The 14,025-nt window shown below is 63.2% G+C and carries 12 protein-coding genes; 6 read left to right on the top strand and 6 right to left on the bottom strand.

What is annotated here, in order from left to right; all coding sequences use genetic code 11:
• Nucleotides 1-250: 250 nt before the first annotated feature.
• Nucleotides 251-1,420, bottom strand: a complete 1,170-nt coding sequence (gene lysA / locus F561_RS0102035) for a diaminopimelate decarboxylase (protein WP_019008271.1) — start codon at nucleotides 1,418-1,420, stop codon at nucleotides 251-253.
• Between the two features lie 518 nt (nucleotides 1,421-1,938).
• On the opposite strand from lysA, the gene F561_RS26980 reads away from it, so the two are divergent.
• A complete protein-coding gene (locus tag F561_RS26980) occupies nucleotides 1,939-3,531 on the top strand; it encodes an HD-GYP domain-containing protein (RefSeq protein WP_211214788.1) in 1,593 nt (530 codons plus the stop codon).
• Nucleotides 3,532-3,638: 107 nt separating this feature from the next.
• On the top strand, nucleotides 3,639-4,826 hold the full coding sequence (mnmA, locus tag F561_RS0102025) for a tRNA 2-thiouridine(34) synthase MnmA (RefSeq protein WP_019008269.1): 1,188 nt from the start codon (nucleotides 3,639-3,641) through the stop codon (nucleotides 4,824-4,826).
• 265 nt (nucleotides 4,827-5,091) lie between these two features.
• Here mnmA and F561_RS0102020 read toward each other — a convergent pair whose 3' ends face one another.
• From F561_RS0102020 to F561_RS0102000, 5 genes are read right to left on the bottom strand one after another with little or no spacing between them, the layout of a single operon-like run.
• Nucleotides 5,092-6,015, bottom strand: coding sequence for an NAD(P)-dependent oxidoreductase (locus F561_RS0102020; RefSeq protein WP_019008268.1), 924 nt, complete (start codon nucleotides 6,013-6,015; stop codon nucleotides 5,092-5,094).
• A gap of 44 nt (nucleotides 6,016-6,059) precedes the next feature.
• On the bottom strand, nucleotides 6,060-6,644 hold the full coding sequence (locus F561_RS0102015) for a GNAT family N-acetyltransferase (RefSeq protein WP_019008267.1): 585 nt from the start codon (nucleotides 6,642-6,644) through the stop codon (nucleotides 6,060-6,062).
• Nucleotides 6,645-6,654: 10 nt separating this feature from the next.
• Nucleotides 6,655-7,707, bottom strand: a complete 1,053-nt coding sequence (locus F561_RS0102010; RefSeq protein WP_040379562.1) for a 3'(2'),5'-bisphosphate nucleotidase CysQ family protein — start codon at nucleotides 7,705-7,707, stop codon at nucleotides 6,655-6,657.
• A gap of 33 nt (nucleotides 7,708-7,740) precedes the next feature.
• Nucleotides 7,741-9,051, bottom strand: coding sequence for an MFS transporter (locus tag F561_RS0102005; protein WP_019008265.1), 1,311 nt, complete (start codon nucleotides 9,049-9,051; stop codon nucleotides 7,741-7,743).
• The gene (locus F561_RS0102000; protein ID WP_425386909.1) at nucleotides 9,039-9,581 is read right to left on the bottom strand and encodes a TetR/AcrR family transcriptional regulator; all 543 of its coding nucleotides are present in this window, start codon (nucleotides 9,579-9,581) and stop codon (nucleotides 9,039-9,041) included. Before F561_RS0102000 ends, F561_RS0102005 begins: the two co-directional genes overlap by 13 nt.
• Nucleotides 9,582-9,673: 92 nt before the next feature.
• On the opposite strand from F561_RS0102000, the gene F561_RS0101995 reads away from it, so the two are divergent.
• From F561_RS0101995 to F561_RS26975, 4 genes are all read left to right on the top strand, one after another.
• A complete protein-coding gene (locus F561_RS0101995; RefSeq protein WP_019008263.1) occupies nucleotides 9,674-10,381 on the top strand; it encodes a class I SAM-dependent methyltransferase in 708 nt (235 codons plus the stop codon).
• 220 nt (nucleotides 10,382-10,601) lie between these two features.
• Nucleotides 10,602-11,939, top strand: a complete 1,338-nt coding sequence (gene aspS / locus F561_RS0101990; protein WP_019008262.1) for an aspartate--tRNA(Asn) ligase — start codon at nucleotides 10,602-10,604, stop codon at nucleotides 11,937-11,939.
• Between the two features lie 303 nt (nucleotides 11,940-12,242).
• Entirely contained in the window at nucleotides 12,243-13,433 is a 1,191-nt protein-coding gene (locus F561_RS0101985; protein ID WP_083922247.1) for a GGDEF domain-containing protein, read from the top strand.
• Between the two features lie 33 nt (nucleotides 13,434-13,466).
• On the top strand, nucleotides 13,467-13,967 hold the full coding sequence (locus tag F561_RS26975; RefSeq protein WP_019008260.1) for a DUF6630 family protein: 501 nt from the start codon (nucleotides 13,467-13,469) through the stop codon (nucleotides 13,965-13,967).
• Nucleotides 13,968-14,025 lie beyond the last annotated feature (58 nt).

The following is a 14,025-nucleotide window of genomic DNA, read 5'->3' as shown; positions in this document are numbered from 1 at the left end:
CGCTGCGCTCGGCAGGAGTGATCTTGTCGTATTCAGACCTGACTAAATTGCTCACCTGAAGCGGAATCGCCCATAAATTCCAAGCTGGAATTGGCCCGCGCGTTGCACGCATGACGGCCTCACACGGATGTGGGCGGGGACGATTTGGGGTGGCGGTGGTGTGGTCTTTTCTCCTCTCCTCAAGGGGGGCATTGCAGAGCAATGGGGGGGTTGCCCCTACGAGTCATCTTTATCCCCGATCAGACGCCTTTTACTCCAGTTCCTCCGCTGCCCAGACCTCTTTGGGCGTTTCGCGCCGCCGCATCAGCTTCCACTCGCCGCCCTCCCACAGCACCTCGGCGGGGCGTGAACGGGTCAGGTAATTGCTGCTCATGCCCGCGCCGTAGGCTCCGGCTTCATGGATCGCCAGCAGGTCGCCGCGTTTTGGGGTGGGCAGAGCCACATCCCGCGCCAGCAGGTCGCCGCTTTCGCAGGCTGGCCCAGCGATGTCCCAGGTGCCGCTGTGTTCGCCCTCCCATAGTGCCGACACCGGATGCTCTGCGCCGTACAGCATGGGCCGCAGAAGCTCGGTCATGCCCGCGTCTACCAGCACGAAATTACGCCCTGTTTGCTTGGTGCCCACCACCCGTGTCAGCAGCGTTCCGGCCTGTGCGGTCAGGTAGCGGCCCGGTTCGACCCACAGTTCCGCGCCAAAAACGGTAGCCACCGCCCACGCTTCCCGCGCAATACCGGGCAGGTCGGCATTCAGGCCCCAGCCGCCGCCTGCATCCAGCACGGCCAGCGGGCCAGTTTCGGCCCTCAGGTCGGCCAGCCGCGCAAAGGCCGCCGTAAAATCCTGCGCGTCGCGGATGGCGCTGCCGATATGGACGTGCAGCCCCAGTGCCGTGTGACCCGCATCCCGCAGGGCTTGCAGCACCGCCGGGGCCTGCGCCAGGGTCACGCCGAATTTGCTGCTTGCCGCGCCCGTGGCAAGGTGGTCGTGCGTGCTGATCTCTAACGCCGGATTCACCCGCACCAGTGCCCGCGAGTGGGGCGGGAGTAAGCCCACCTCCTCGGCCCGGTCTACGATAAAGGTGGCTCCCAGTCTTGCGCCCGCCGCGTACTCGGCGTCACTTTTGGCGGGGCCGTTGACCAAGAGGCTTTCCCCGCCCGCGCCCACTCGCTCGGCCCGCGCAATCTCGCCCGCGCTGACGCATTCAAAGCCCACGCCCGCCCCGTGCAAGCGCCGTAGCAGGGTCAGGTTGGGATTGGCTTTCATGGCGTAGTACACCCGCGCCGTGCCAAATGCCGAGCGCACCCGCCCCAGCGCGGCGTCCAGCTCGGCAGCGTCGTACACGTACAGCGGCGTTCCAAATTCGGCGGCGGCGCGGTCAAGATGCTCGGTGGCTGGGGCAGCAGGGGCAGGAGAGAGGAGGCTCACAGCTCCCCAGTCTAATACGCACTCTGCCTAAAGCAATGCTCCGAACGACCCATCAGAGATTGATGAATTTCGGTGAGGTCGTGGTGTTCTTTGCCATTCTGTTCACTCGGATATAGGTGACCAATCGGTCAGTGAAGCCCACTGCCCAGTACACTCACCTCAGAGAGTATAGGGACCTCGATTCTGTGCTCAGTATCGGCCAATGGGGGATACCGGAACAGTAAGTCACTGTGGAATAGTAAGTTCAGCAGAATAAATATTTAATGAAGATGCATTCAACTGGGTAGGCAAAGTCAATCGGGGATCTGATTCAAATGTGCAAAGACACGCCTCCGTACGCTTCTGCTGTTGGGCTCACCACACCGCTGATTGATCTGGCCGTAGAGCTGAGAAAGCGGCAGCCGGAAAGCTCGTTTCAATTGGCCCAGTTGGCCTATCACGAGGCGCGGCGAACAGGGGACGAAGCAGCAAAGTGGTCGGCTCTGTCTCAGCAGGTTCCATCGGCGGGCTTGCTTGGAATGAATCTCTGGCTGGTCGAGTACGCCGAAGAAGTGGTGCGCCTGGGCCGCCAGTTTGCCGAGCCTCGTGAGTTGCGGCGAATTCACGGCATCTTGGGCATCGCGTTTTTGCGCCTGGGTTTTCTGGCGCAGTCGGCAGATCAGCACGCTCAGGCCTGTGCACTGGCCCAGCAACTCGACGCCGCCGAACTGGGCTACGCGCTGTATAACTCCAGCATCAGCTTCAATGAATTTCATCGTCCAGAACGAATGCTGGAATTGGGCAAAGAGATTCTGGCCCTGGACTTGACGGGCATCTGTCCGTTGGAGGGCCAAAAGGTTTCCTCCTATGGCGTTCTCACGTGCGCGGTGGGTTCGTTGTATCTGGCACAACAGGCGTTGCTGCGCGGGCACGAAGCAGAGGTGTGGCAGTATGCCGAACAGGGCATTCAATTTCTAAACCGCCTCCTTGATTTTGCGCCCGTGACCGATAATCTGGGCTTTCAGCAACGCCAGTTGCATACCCATGTGCGGCTGCTGGAATTGGTCGAACCCAGTCTCCAGCAACGCCTTCAGCTTAGGCAGGCGCTGGAAGACTGGCGGGCGTGGACAGACGCTTTTGAATTTAAATCCAGCCCCCGCGCCGAGCAAGCCTGGCTGGCGGCTCTGGGTTGGGAGGCGGCGCTGCACCACGATGCGGCGGGCGTGAAGTTGTATTTCGGGCAGGCGCTGAAGCTGGGCGAAAAGATTCCCTTTGAGGACACCATCTGGTTGCGCCTGCACAGTCAATACAGTTTTGCCGCCCGTCAGGTCGGAGATCTTCAAACCGCCCTGGAGCAGTTGCAGTTGTACACGCAGCTTTTGTTTGCCCGGCTGCAACACGAGGCCCGAAGGACGCTGGAAGAAATGACCGTCCGGTTTCAGGTGGCGCAGGCCCAGCAGGTCAGCCAGAGCGCTCGCCTGCGGGCCGACACCCTCAGCGAACTCGTGCAGCAGCGCGAACACGCCCTGTACGACGAGCAGATGCATACGCTGGAGCGCCTGGCGACGGTGGCCGAATACCGCGATCATGATTCGGCCAAGCACATCCACTGGGTCGGAGACGCGTCGGCCTGTGTGGCGCAGGAACTGGGGGAAGCGCCTGAGTTCGTGCAGGCTTTACAGGTGGCCGCCCGCCTGCATGACATCGGCAAAATTGCCATCCCCGACGCCATCTTGCTCAAAACTGGCCGCCTGACTCCCGAAGAATTTGACACCATCAAAACCCATACCCTGATCGGCGCAGAAATCCTGGAAGGCCCACAACACCCGTTTTTGCCCCTGGCTGCCGAAATCGCCCGCACCCACCATGAGCGCTGGGACGGCGGCGGATATCCGGCGGGCCTGTGCGCCGAGGCCATTCCGCTGGCTGGGCGCATCGTCAGCGTCGTGGATGTCTACGATGCGCTGCGGGCAGTGCGCCCTTACAAAGAGGCCTGGACAGAAGAGGCCGCCCTGAACCACCTGCAAGCAGGCGCATCTACTCAGTTCGACCCCAGGATTGTGCAAGCTTTTTTGGCTGTCCACGCTGCTGGGCGGCTGCCGCAACGAGACACGGTGCCGGAAGGTGGGTAGGAGAGCGGGGCAGAGGGGTAAACCTGGACCGGGGGGGCGGCGGGCGACAAGCTTTCCCGGTAGGCTTACGGTTCTATGCGCCGCGCCCTGTTAGGCTTCAGGGCGGTATGACGGCAGCGGCAAATTCCACCCCCCCCACCTCTTCTCTGGACGCTCCCCCAGTGCAGAATTATCTGGGCAACAATTCGGGCGTCGCGGCTGCGGGCGAGCGCGTGCTGTGCGCCATGTCGGGCGGCGTAGACAGCAGCGTGACGGCGGCCCTTCTCAAAGACGCCGGATACTCGGTGGTCGGCGCGATGATGCGCTTCTGGCCCGACGACAAACGGGTCGATACCTTCGATACCTGCTGCTCGCCCGATGCGGCCTACGAAGCGCGGCGGGTGGCCGAGCAGGTCGGCGTGCCCTTTTATCTGCTGGATTACCGCGAGCAGTTCCAGCGCCACATCGTCGGCCCCTTTTTGGAAGAATATGCGCAGGGCCGCACGCCCAATCCCTGCGTGAATTGCAACACCAAGGTCAAATTTGACGAACTGGTGAAGAAGGCCAAGATGCTGGGCTGCCGCTACGTGGCAACGGGGCATTACGTGAAGCGTGTGGAGCTGGAAAGCGGCGAGGTGCAGTTTCACCGGGGCGACGATCCCCGCAAAGACCAGACCTATTTTCTGTGGGGCACGCCCCGCGACGCCCTGCCGTTCATTCTGTTTCCGGTGGGAGAGCTGGAAAAACCCCGCGTGCGCGAGATTGCCGAGGAACGTGGCCTGCTGACGGCCCGCAAGCCCGAAAGCCAGAACATCTGCTTTGTGCCCGGCAAGGTGCAGGACTTCGTGGCCGAACACATTCCGCAGGCCACCGGATTCATCCGCGAAATCAGCAGCGGCGAGGTGGTCGGGGATCATCTGGGTACGCAGTTTTATACGCTGGGCCAGAAGAAGGGCATGGGCCTGTACCAGTCTCACCGGGTGCGCCACATCGTTCACCTTGACCCGGCCACCAATACCGTGTGGGTGGGCGATTACGAGGACTGCCTGTGGTCTGACCTCAAAGCCGAAACGCCCAATTATTTGCTGGACTTGGCCGATCTGCCCACGGAGATCGATGTTCAGGTGCGCTACCGCACCAGGCCTGTGCGGGCCACCGTTCTTCGGGCCGACGAAAATGGCTTCGAGTTGCGCTTTGCCGAGCCTCAGTTCGCAGTTGCTCCGGGCCAGAGCGCCGTGCTGTACGACGGTTCCCGGTTGCTGGGTGGCGGTCTGATTGCCGACCATACGCGGGTGCTGCCGGTGCTGCCTGCCTGAGCGGGGTTAGGCGGGAGAGACTGGGCTTGTGTGGTTGCTGCCACGGTTTTCCCCCACCCCCCAGCCCCCGCCCCCAAAGGGGTCAGGGGAGTTTCCGTTGCACTCGGCAGGAGTGATCTTGTCGTTTTCAAGCTTGGCTGACTCGCTCATCTGAAGCGGAATTGCCCGTCGTCTTGACTTTGGAATTGGCCCGCCCGCTGCGCGGACGACGGCCTCACACGGACTTGGGCGGGGACGATTTGAGGGGGTGTTGCTCTCCTTTCCCCTAATACCGCCGCCCCGCCGTGACTTTGCCTTCCGGTTCGCGCCCGTTCAGCATGTCCAGCAAAAAGTCTCGGGTCAGGCGTGCGCCGCGTGGCACGAGGTCTTCGGTGGTGCTGGCGATGTGCGGGGTCAGAATCAGGTTGGGCTGCCCCCACAGCGGATGGTCTCTGGGCAGCGGTTCCGGGTCGGTCACGTCCAGCACCGCGCCGCCCAGAGGCCCGGATTGCAGGGCAGCCAGCAGGTCATCCGTGACAATCAGGTTGCCGCGCCCCAGATTGTTGATCCAAGCCCCCGGTTTCAGGCGGGCCAGCAGGTCGGCATTCACGAGGCCGCGTGTTTCGGGGGTGCTGGGCAGCAGCAAGACCACCCAATCGGCTTCGGCCAGCGCGGCGTCCCGCTCTTGTGGCGGTGTGGTGCTGCGAATGCCCGTGACCTGTGCGCCGAACGGTTCCAACATGCCTTCCAGAATCCGCCCGATGTGGCCGTGGCCCCAGATCACCACCTTCAGGTCATCCAAAGTGGTCAGGCCAGAGTGGTCGGGCAGGGCAGGGGAGGCCCAGTCGCGGCGGGCCTGAGCATCCCGGAACCGGTGGAAACCGCGCACGGCGGCCAACATTCCGGCCACCGCGTGCACGGCGACGGCCCGGTCATGCAGGCGGTTGGCGTTATAGAGCTGCACCCCTTCCGGCAGATGCGCCTGCACATGCTCGATGCCTGCCGTGAGGGTCAGCACCCACTTCAGCCCCGGTGTCGCCAGCAGGCGGGCGCGGGTGTGTGGGCCGGTCATCCACAGCACCACGCCGTCGGCAGGGCCATCCGGCACCTGGGCAGTGGAATAAAAATCAAGGTCTATGCCCGGTACGCCGTGTTCATCGTGAAGGGCAAGGGCGCGGAAGGCGGGCAGGTCGGGCAGCAGGACGCGCATGGGAAAACCTCGGAAGGAGAAGAGAGCGGTTCAGAAGAGAGCGGTCAGAGGGGAGACGTTGCCGAAAAATTCAGCCATTCTGTTCGGGTAATTTCCATATGCACATCTGTACGGCCCGGACGCTCGGTACGGCCTACCTCGCGGAAGCCGCAGGCCAAAAAAGCACGCTGAGCGCGGCGATTGTGCCCGAAGGTGGTCAGGCGGACCCGAGAGAGCGGAAGGGGGCGTTCCTCGAAAGCCCAGCGCAGCAGGGCCGCCACGGCTTCCCGCCCGTACCCCTGACCCCACAGCGCCTGCACGCCGATCATCACGCCCAGAGTCGCCACCGTGGGAATGCTGGGTGGGTGGGGCCTCATATCGTAGAGTTCCGCGCTGCCGATCAGCTCGCCGCGTTCGTTCAGCACGCCGAAGCCTGCGCGTTCGCCGGTTTTTTCTTCGTCCTGCATCACGCGCCGGAACAACCATTCGGGCATTTTGATGGGTTTGGCATCGTTCCAGTCGGCCAGCTCGCGGTCTCTAAAAAAGCCGTGCAGCGTGCGCCATTCCGCCGCGCCAAAGTCCAGCAGGGGCCGCAGCGTCACGCGCCTGCTGGCGTGAGCTTCCTGCTCCGGTCGGTCTTGCTCTGGCATGATCGGTAGTCTAGCCCGCTTGCGGCTCGTTCAGTGGCCCCAGCGCCCGCACCACATCCCGCGTCAGGCGCGAGAGGTGAAAGGCGTCGCCCTCGGCCCGCTCCACGGTGCGCGTGACGGGATCGACCACCAGCAGCGCCAGGGTCTGCCCGCCTGCGTGCCGCACACTGACCCCCGGATGTCCGGCCAGCGCTGTCTGGTCTGTTTCGCTCAGGGTGGCCCACGCGAGCGCCGATTCATTGAGGCCCAGATGTGCGGTGGGCAGGGCGCGGGCCGCCAGTTCTGCCGTCAGCCACGTCAGGGCTTCGGGTTGCCCTCCGACAATGCCCTGCTCGATGTGTGGCCGCTCCTGGTTGTATCGGATGGGCAGGCCGTCGCGCCGCAGCAGGTCGCCCCCCGATGCCCGTAGCAGCGCATGCCCCGCCGCGATGTCCCACTCACTGCGCGGCGACATGGTAAAGGTCGCGTCTGCCTCGCCCGCCGCAATCCGGGCCAGTTTGAGGGCGATACTGCCGCTGGGTTTCATGCCGGGAAGGTCGTGCAGGTGCAGTTCCCGCTTGTATTCCGTGCCTGAAATCGCCACGACGAACGGGGGCGTAATGCGGCTGGAGCTGGAAGCCTCGCCGTTTTTGGTCACGCCCGCGCCCACCACGCCCGCAAAAAATTCGCCCGATGCAGGTGCGAACACCACGCCCAGCATAGGCTCGCCGCCCACCGCGAGGCCGATGCTGACGCTGAAATCAGCGCTGCCTTTGATAAAATCGTTGGTGCCGTCTATGGGGTCGATGATCCACACCCGCGCCCGCCCCAGGCGCTCGGCCCTGTTTTCGGGGCTGTCGGTTTCTTCCTCGCTGAGCAGGCCATCGCCGGGAAAGGCCGCCTTCAGGCCCGCCACGATCAGGGCGGAGGCTTCGCGGTCTGCCGCCGTCACCGTGTCTTCTGCCGAGGTTTTGTGTTCCACGGTGACGCCGCGTGCGAGGTGCGACATCAACAGCGCTCCTGCCTCCTGCGCCAGCCTGACAGCGGTGTCCAGTTCGGGTTGAAACTCCGGGTGGATGGTCATGGAGGCAGGATAGCGGCGGGCGGGGTTCATCGGTCAGTCATCTCCGCCTACCACCTCGCCACGGCCTGCTCCACTGCTCGACTGGGGGGGCGTACTTTCCAGCCGCATCAGTGCGGGCGAGAGGAATCCGGCGAGGCTGGCCAGGGTTGCCAGCACGCCCGCCACCACAAAGACCCAGCGCACCCCGAGAGCGGCTCCGAGCGGCCCCACCAGCGCGAGGCCCACAGGCGCGGCGAGACCCATGACCGTAGACAGCAGCGACAGGGCACGGCCCTGCAACTGGTTGGGAATAATGGTTTGCAGGGCGGCAGTCATGGGGGCGTTGCCGTATACGAAGGTTGCGCCGCTGACCACCCACCACACCACAGCCAGCCAGAAGGCGTTGGCGGGGGCGAGAGCCGTCAGCGCCACCGTAAGGCAAGACAGGGCAAATGCGATCAGCACGGTGGCAATACGGCGCTTGGGGTTCAGGGCCGCCACCAGTAACCCGCCCGCGATCATGCCCACGCCCGACAGTCCTTCCATCAGGGCGACCTGACCCGCACCGCCGCCAAAATATTCCTTGACCAATAGGGGCGTCAGGGTAAATGTGGGCATGATCGCCAGCACCACCACAGCCAGCAGCGCGTACAGGCGGCGCAATCCCGGATGTTCCCACACCAGCGATACGCCCTCGCGGAATTCCTTCCAGACGCCCAGGCGCTGATCTTTGGGCGTGCGAATCTGCGGAATGCGGTAGATCAGCAGCGGCACGATACCCAGGAGGGCAGTGAAGACATCTATGAGGAGTGCGCCCTGAAGCGGCATCACGCTGATGGCAAGTGCGCCCAGCGGGGCAGCGGCCACCGTCATGATGCCCATCAGAGACTGATTGAGGCCCGCTGCACGCGGTAAAAAATCGCTCGGCACCAGCATGGAGCTGCTGGCTGCCGACGCTGGCCCCTGAAACGCCTGCATACTGCTGCGAACAAACATCATGGTGTAGACGTGCCACAGCTCTATGCGTCCGCTGGCAAACAGAAAGATCAGCACCAACATGCACAGGGCGCTGATGGTATCGGCCACGATCATGATCAGGCGGCGGCTGTAACGGTCTGCAAAAGTGCCGCCCAGTGGCCCCAGCAGGGCCTGAGGCAGCAGCGCAGCCATACCCGCCGTTGCCAGAGCCGAGGCGCTGCCAGTGGTATCGGTGATCCACCACAGCAGCACGAACTGAGTCAGGGCCGAGCCGATCAGACTGAGTGCCTGCCCACCAAAAATGGCCCAGAAGCGCCGTTGCCAGCCGGGGCCGGGGTCGGGGTGCTGTGGACCGGGTGTCGGCGTGTCCGGCTTCAGCGTGTCCACCGGGTCAACTCCTCGCGCACGGCAGGCAGGTCAGCGGCAGACATATGGCTCAGGCATAGGCCGTCGCAGGCCAGCCGAATCGCGTGGGCGCGGCCCAACGGCAGCCCATCGGCTTCGGCGGCAGCGATCATCTCTGCTTCGGTGGCCTTCCATGCGGCCAGCACATCCGGTTGTAGGGCCAACGTCTGCATCACTGCGTAAATAGCGTCTTCTTCAGCGCTGGGATCAAAGCTGACGGCAATGTAGGCCCGTGCCCACGCTCCTGGCTGCTGGCCGTGAACCGTCGTCTCGGCGTCCAGCGCCGCTGCCACCCGCCCCCGGAACTGCTCCAGGAGCCGCAGCGCCAGTGCGTTCAGCAGCGCCTCCCGCGAGGGAAAATGATGCAGCAACCCGCCCTTGCTGACGCCCGCTTCTTTAGCCACAGCGTCCAGCGACAGGGCCGCCCCCAGGTCTCTGAGAACAGCGGCGGCAGCGTCTAGCAGGGTAATGCGGGTCAGTTCCGGGTTGCGGGTACGGGTCAAGCAGATCACCTCTGGCCCAAAGTAGCATACCGTCTGGACGGTTTGTAATTCAGAGGTAAACACTGTTTTTCAGCCGAGTACGCTGTAGGTCCGGAGGCCAGATGACCGACAACCAGAGTGCAGGGCGGGCCTGGAGCGATGACCTCGCTCGGAGGCCCAACGGCTATACGCAAACTTGGAACCAGTGGATTGAAGGCCCGGATGCTCAGGCACAATTCGATGCCCTGGTGTTGGAGAAAGCAGCAGGTCAGCGGGTATTGGATTGTGGTTGTGGAGACGGTCAGTTTACGGTTCATGTGGCGCACACAGCGCGGCAGATAACGGGCCTCGATTACTCGGCGGGATTGTTGGCCCACGCCCGGCACAATGCGGCTCAGGCGGGCCTTTCCAATGTGGCGTTTGTGTTGGGTCATGCCCGCCAGGAAACGCCACTACAACCAGAAACCTTTGATCTGGCCTACTCCCGGCGCGGCCCGAATATTGGTCTGGTCGTGCCTGAATTCGTTTGCAGAGGGGGGCTGCTTCTGGGCCTGCATCCGTTGTCGGACGCTTCGCAGACTGTGCGGTACGCCGAAAGCTTGCAGCAAAGCGCCCTAGAAATCCTGCACTTTGAGGGAATAGACGACACGTTGCGGTTTCCAACTTTGCCCGATCTCGCCGGATTTTTGAACCGGACTCCCGGCATGCCAGACGTGCGCCAGCCCGAACATCAGGCTCTCCTGAGGCAACACGCCGCCGCGTTGACCCATCCAGAGGGCGGCTATGCCAAACGGGTGCATTATTTGCTGTGGATGGCCCGCCGCGTGTGATGGCCTGCCCCCGCCTGCCTAGCCCCCGCATTGACCCCCGGCCCCCGCGCCCGCTATGCTTCCGGGCATGACACGTGTGGCCCAGAACAACGTGAATGATGATCCCCAGTAGGGGACGCCTCGCCGCACGCCGCGCCCCCGCACTCCCCGCCGGAGTCGGGGGCTTTCTTTAGATTCAGCCGTCCAGCTTTAGAACCACCTCAGTTAAGGAGCCGCGCCCATGACCACCGAACCAGCCCAACCTACCGCCGTCCCCGCCCGCCTGCCCCGCACCCTCACCCGCGACCTGTCTCAATTCGATGGTCAGACGGTGCGCCTGCAAGGATTCGTCCACGCCCGGCGCGACCTTGGGGGCGTGCAATTCGTGGTGCTGCGCGACGTTTCGGGCATTACGCAGTGTGTGGGCAGCGGCCTGAGCCTGCCCCTCCCCGAAAGTTCGGTGGAAGTGGTGGGCAAGGTCAAGGCGCACCCCAAGGCCCCCGGCGGCTTTGAAGTGCAGGTGGAAACATTCACGGTGATCACGGCTGCCGTGGAAGCCTCGCCGCTGGAAATTCCGAAGATGGAATGGAACGTGAACCCCGAAACGATGCTGGATTACCGCTATGTGTCGGTGCGCGGGTTGCGTGAACGGGCCGCGCTGAAGGTGCAGGCAGAACTGGTCTTCGCCTTTCACAGCCACCTGCGCGAACAGGGCTTTACCGAGATCAGCACGCCCAAAATCGTGTCTGCGGGGGCCGAGGGCGGCGCGAACCTCTTCAAGCTGGACTACTTTGGCGAGCAGGCGTATCTGGCCCAGAGTCCTCAGCTCTACAAGCAGATCATGGTGGGCGTCTTCGAGCGGGTGTATGAGGTGGCCCCGGTGTACCGCGCCGAAGAGCATGCCACGAGCCGCCACCTCAACGAGTACCTGAGTCTGGACATCGAGATGGGCTTCATCGATTCCGAAGAAGACGTGATGGATCTGGAAAACAGTGTGCTGGCCGCCATGATGGAGCGCCTGAAAACCACCTGCGCCGCCGAATTCGCGCTGCTGGGGGCCACCATCCCCGAAGTCCCCGCCCACATTCCCCGTATTCCGCTGATGGAGGCCCGCGCCCTTGTCACCGAGAAGTACGGCCACGCCGTCGGCGGCAAAGACCTGGACCCCGAAGCCGAGCGCCTGCTGTGCCAGCACTATGCCGAAACCGAGGGCACCGATTTCGTGTTCGTGACCAAATACCCCCGCGCCGCCCGTCCCTTTTATGCCCACGCCGAGATCAACGCCGACGGCAGCCTGAGTCCCGACATCACACGCGGCTTCGACCTGCTGTTCCGGGGCATCGAAATTACCTCGGGCGGGCAGCGCATTCACGACCACGCCATGCTGATGGACTCCATTCGCGCCTACAAAATGAACCCCGACGCCATGACCGGCTATTCGGAAGTGTTCAAGTTCGGCATGCCCCCACACGGCGGCTTTGCCATTGGGGCCGAGCGATTGACCGCCAAACTGCTGGGCATCAGCAACGTGCGCTATGCCCGCGCCTTCCCCCGTGACCGTAACCGCCTGACGCCTTGATGACAACTGCGTCAAATCTCGATGATTCTGCTTACAACTTGAAACAAATCTGGCGATAAAGTATTCAAATGGCTCTTAAGTTGGTCGCCTGCTGAGAAGATGAAGAAAGTAGAGTAGGAAGAATCAGATATAGCACTTTCATTGAGCAGGAAGGGAGAAGACTTTTTGGCTCTCTTCCTGCTCAATTGTTGGGTGGATCACTGTTGAGCTGGAAGGATTCAGGCTTAGAAGGCTCAATCGAATGCTGAAGTGGTAGGTTTCTATACAGCAGGCCCAAATTTGTGAGTGTAAGCTGAAGTATAGATGACCACTCGCCGTGAGCGTCGTCGGAACTTGCGCTTGCCTGCCGTGCCAGAGCAAGTTCAAGACCCCACCGTCCCCTGGTCTGAAGTGCTGAGGCGCCGGGTCTATCTGACGGCCCTGGCTTTCGGTGTCCCTGTGCTATTGATGGTCTGGGTCCTGCAATTAGGCGAGTCCAGGCCTGATCCATACGTCCTGTACGCCCATCCGCTGCTGCTGATCATGTGCGCCTGGGCGGTGGGCTGGCTGCTGCGCGGGAGGCCGCTACGGGTAGCCGAACAGGTCGTGTTTGCCTGCAACGTCACGGCAGTTCTGGCCCAATCATTGTTCACCGCACTGACCCCCGGTGCGCCGATTCTGGACCTGTCGAGCAGCACTTATTGGATGTTGGTGGCGCTCTCGATTCTGGCCTTCTTGATGTTCGGCACGCGCCGCGCCGGTCTGCTGACTGCCGTGAATTACCTGTTGTGCGTGGCCTTCCCGTGGGCCGCACTCCTGGCACGCGGGGAAGGCAGCCTGGCTGCCAATACCAGCCTGTTGCGCGTTCAACTGACCTGCGCTGCCATCCTGATCTTGCTGTTCGGGCTTGCGTGGTACAGGGCAAGATTTTTGCAGGAACGCAGCGAGCGCCTCACGCTCTTTCATCTGGCCCATACTGACCCACTGACCGGGCTACCCAACCGCCGCGCCCTGTACCCTGCCGTGGACGGGTTGCTGGTGGCAACACCGCAGGGCAAGGCTGGCAGCGTGATCTTGCTGGATCTGGATCACTTCAAGCGGATCAACGACACCTACGGCCACAACGTCGGTGACGACGTACTGATCTACACCGCCGCCCTGCTGCGCTCGGCCCTGCGAGACTCCGATACGGTGGGCCGCTGGGGAGGCGAAGAATTTCTGATCACGCTGCCGGATACCGATACATTGGGAGCGACGAGAGTGGCCCAGCGCCTGCGCCGTCTGATGCACAACACGGCTCAGCCACCTGTGGGTCAGGTCACGGCCAGCCTGGGGGTGGCGACCTGCGAACCCGGCGACGACCTGCGGGTGCTGACGGCGCGGGCCGACGCCGCCATGTACGAGGCCAAGCAGCAGGGCCGCAACCGCGTCGTGGTGGCACACCGAGATGCTTTTGCCGAACCCGGTCTGCTCTCGCCGCCCACGCTGACCCTGTGGGGCGAAGAAGTTGGCTGAGGATGTTTCAGCCCTGGCCTGAACAGAGGCAACATGAACAGTGACTGGGCGGCGCTGTTGCAGCTCCTGTTGGCTCCGCTTTCTGAGCAGCACGGGTTGCAGGTGCGGCGGGCCTTCGTGCAGGCACTCGAAACCCGGCTGCAAGACCTGGGATCGCTGCCCTATTCTCCTGACCAACTGCGCTGGGCACGGGCCGACGCCCTGATGACGGCCCTGACCGCCCACGCTGGAGATGAGGACGTTCCGGCGTGGTGGCTGCTCATGCAGGTGGACTGGAAGGCGGCGGACGAGGTGGAGTGGCAGGCCCGGTCGATGTGCCAGACATATGGTCTGCCTGCTTCCTTCGTCTGGAGTTCTGCGCCCGGCAACGGCGTACCGGAGGCATTGGACGCCTTTGCCGCCTGGCTGGAACCCCGGGGCTTTTGCTACCGCCCCTGGCTGCGAGATGAGGATGCTTACGCCGGATTTCTGGTGCCGCACTCGCAGGCGGAGGCTTTTGAAGAGGCTGCCCAACGTGCGCGGTTGGATGGATAAAGGCAGGACAACGCCAGAGCAGCGCCGCTGCTCCTGTCCTCCCCCTTCTTGCTCTCGA

Source organism: Deinococcus aquatilis DSM 23025 (assembly GCF_000378445.1).
Lineage (GTDB): Bacteria > Deinococcota > Deinococci > Deinococcales > Deinococcaceae > Deinococcus > Deinococcus aquatilis.
The sequence above is the reverse complement of the archived record's forward strand: the minus strand, read 5'-3'. Positions and strand labels throughout refer to the sequence as shown.

What these genes read in the sequence shown, in the direction of transcription:
- F561_RS0102010 (WP_040379562.1), bottom strand. Translation starts at nt 7,707, where the DNA reads ATGACCATCCACCCGGAGTTTCAACCCGAACTGGACACCGCTGTCAGG.
- F561_RS0101985 (WP_083922247.1), top strand. Translation starts at nt 12,243, where the DNA reads ATGACCACTCGCCGTGAGCGTCGTCGGAACTTGCGCTTGCCTGCCGTG.
- F561_RS0101995 (WP_019008263.1), top strand. Translation starts at nt 9,674, where the DNA reads ATGACCGACAACCAGAGTGCAGGGCGGGCCTGGAGCGATGACCTCGCT.
- F561_RS26980 (WP_211214788.1), top strand. Translation starts at nt 1,939, where the DNA reads ATGAATCTCTGGCTGGTCGAGTACGCCGAAGAAGTGGTGCGCCTGGGC.
- F561_RS26975 (WP_019008260.1), top strand. Translation starts at nt 13,467, where the DNA reads ATGAACAGTGACTGGGCGGCGCTGTTGCAGCTCCTGTTGGCTCCGCTT.
- F561_RS0102015 (WP_019008267.1), bottom strand. Translation starts at nt 6,644, where the DNA reads ATGCCAGAGCAAGACCGACCGGAGCAGGAAGCTCACGCCAGCAGGCGC.
- mnmA (WP_019008269.1), top strand. Translation starts at nt 3,639, where the DNA reads ATGACGGCAGCGGCAAATTCCACCCCCCCCACCTCTTCTCTGGACGCT.
- F561_RS0102020 (WP_019008268.1), bottom strand. Translation starts at nt 6,015, where the DNA reads ATGCGCGTCCTGCTGCCCGACCTGCCCGCCTTCCGCGCCCTTGCCCTT.
- aspS (WP_019008262.1), top strand. Translation starts at nt 10,602, where the DNA reads ATGACCACCGAACCAGCCCAACCTACCGCCGTCCCCGCCCGCCTGCCC.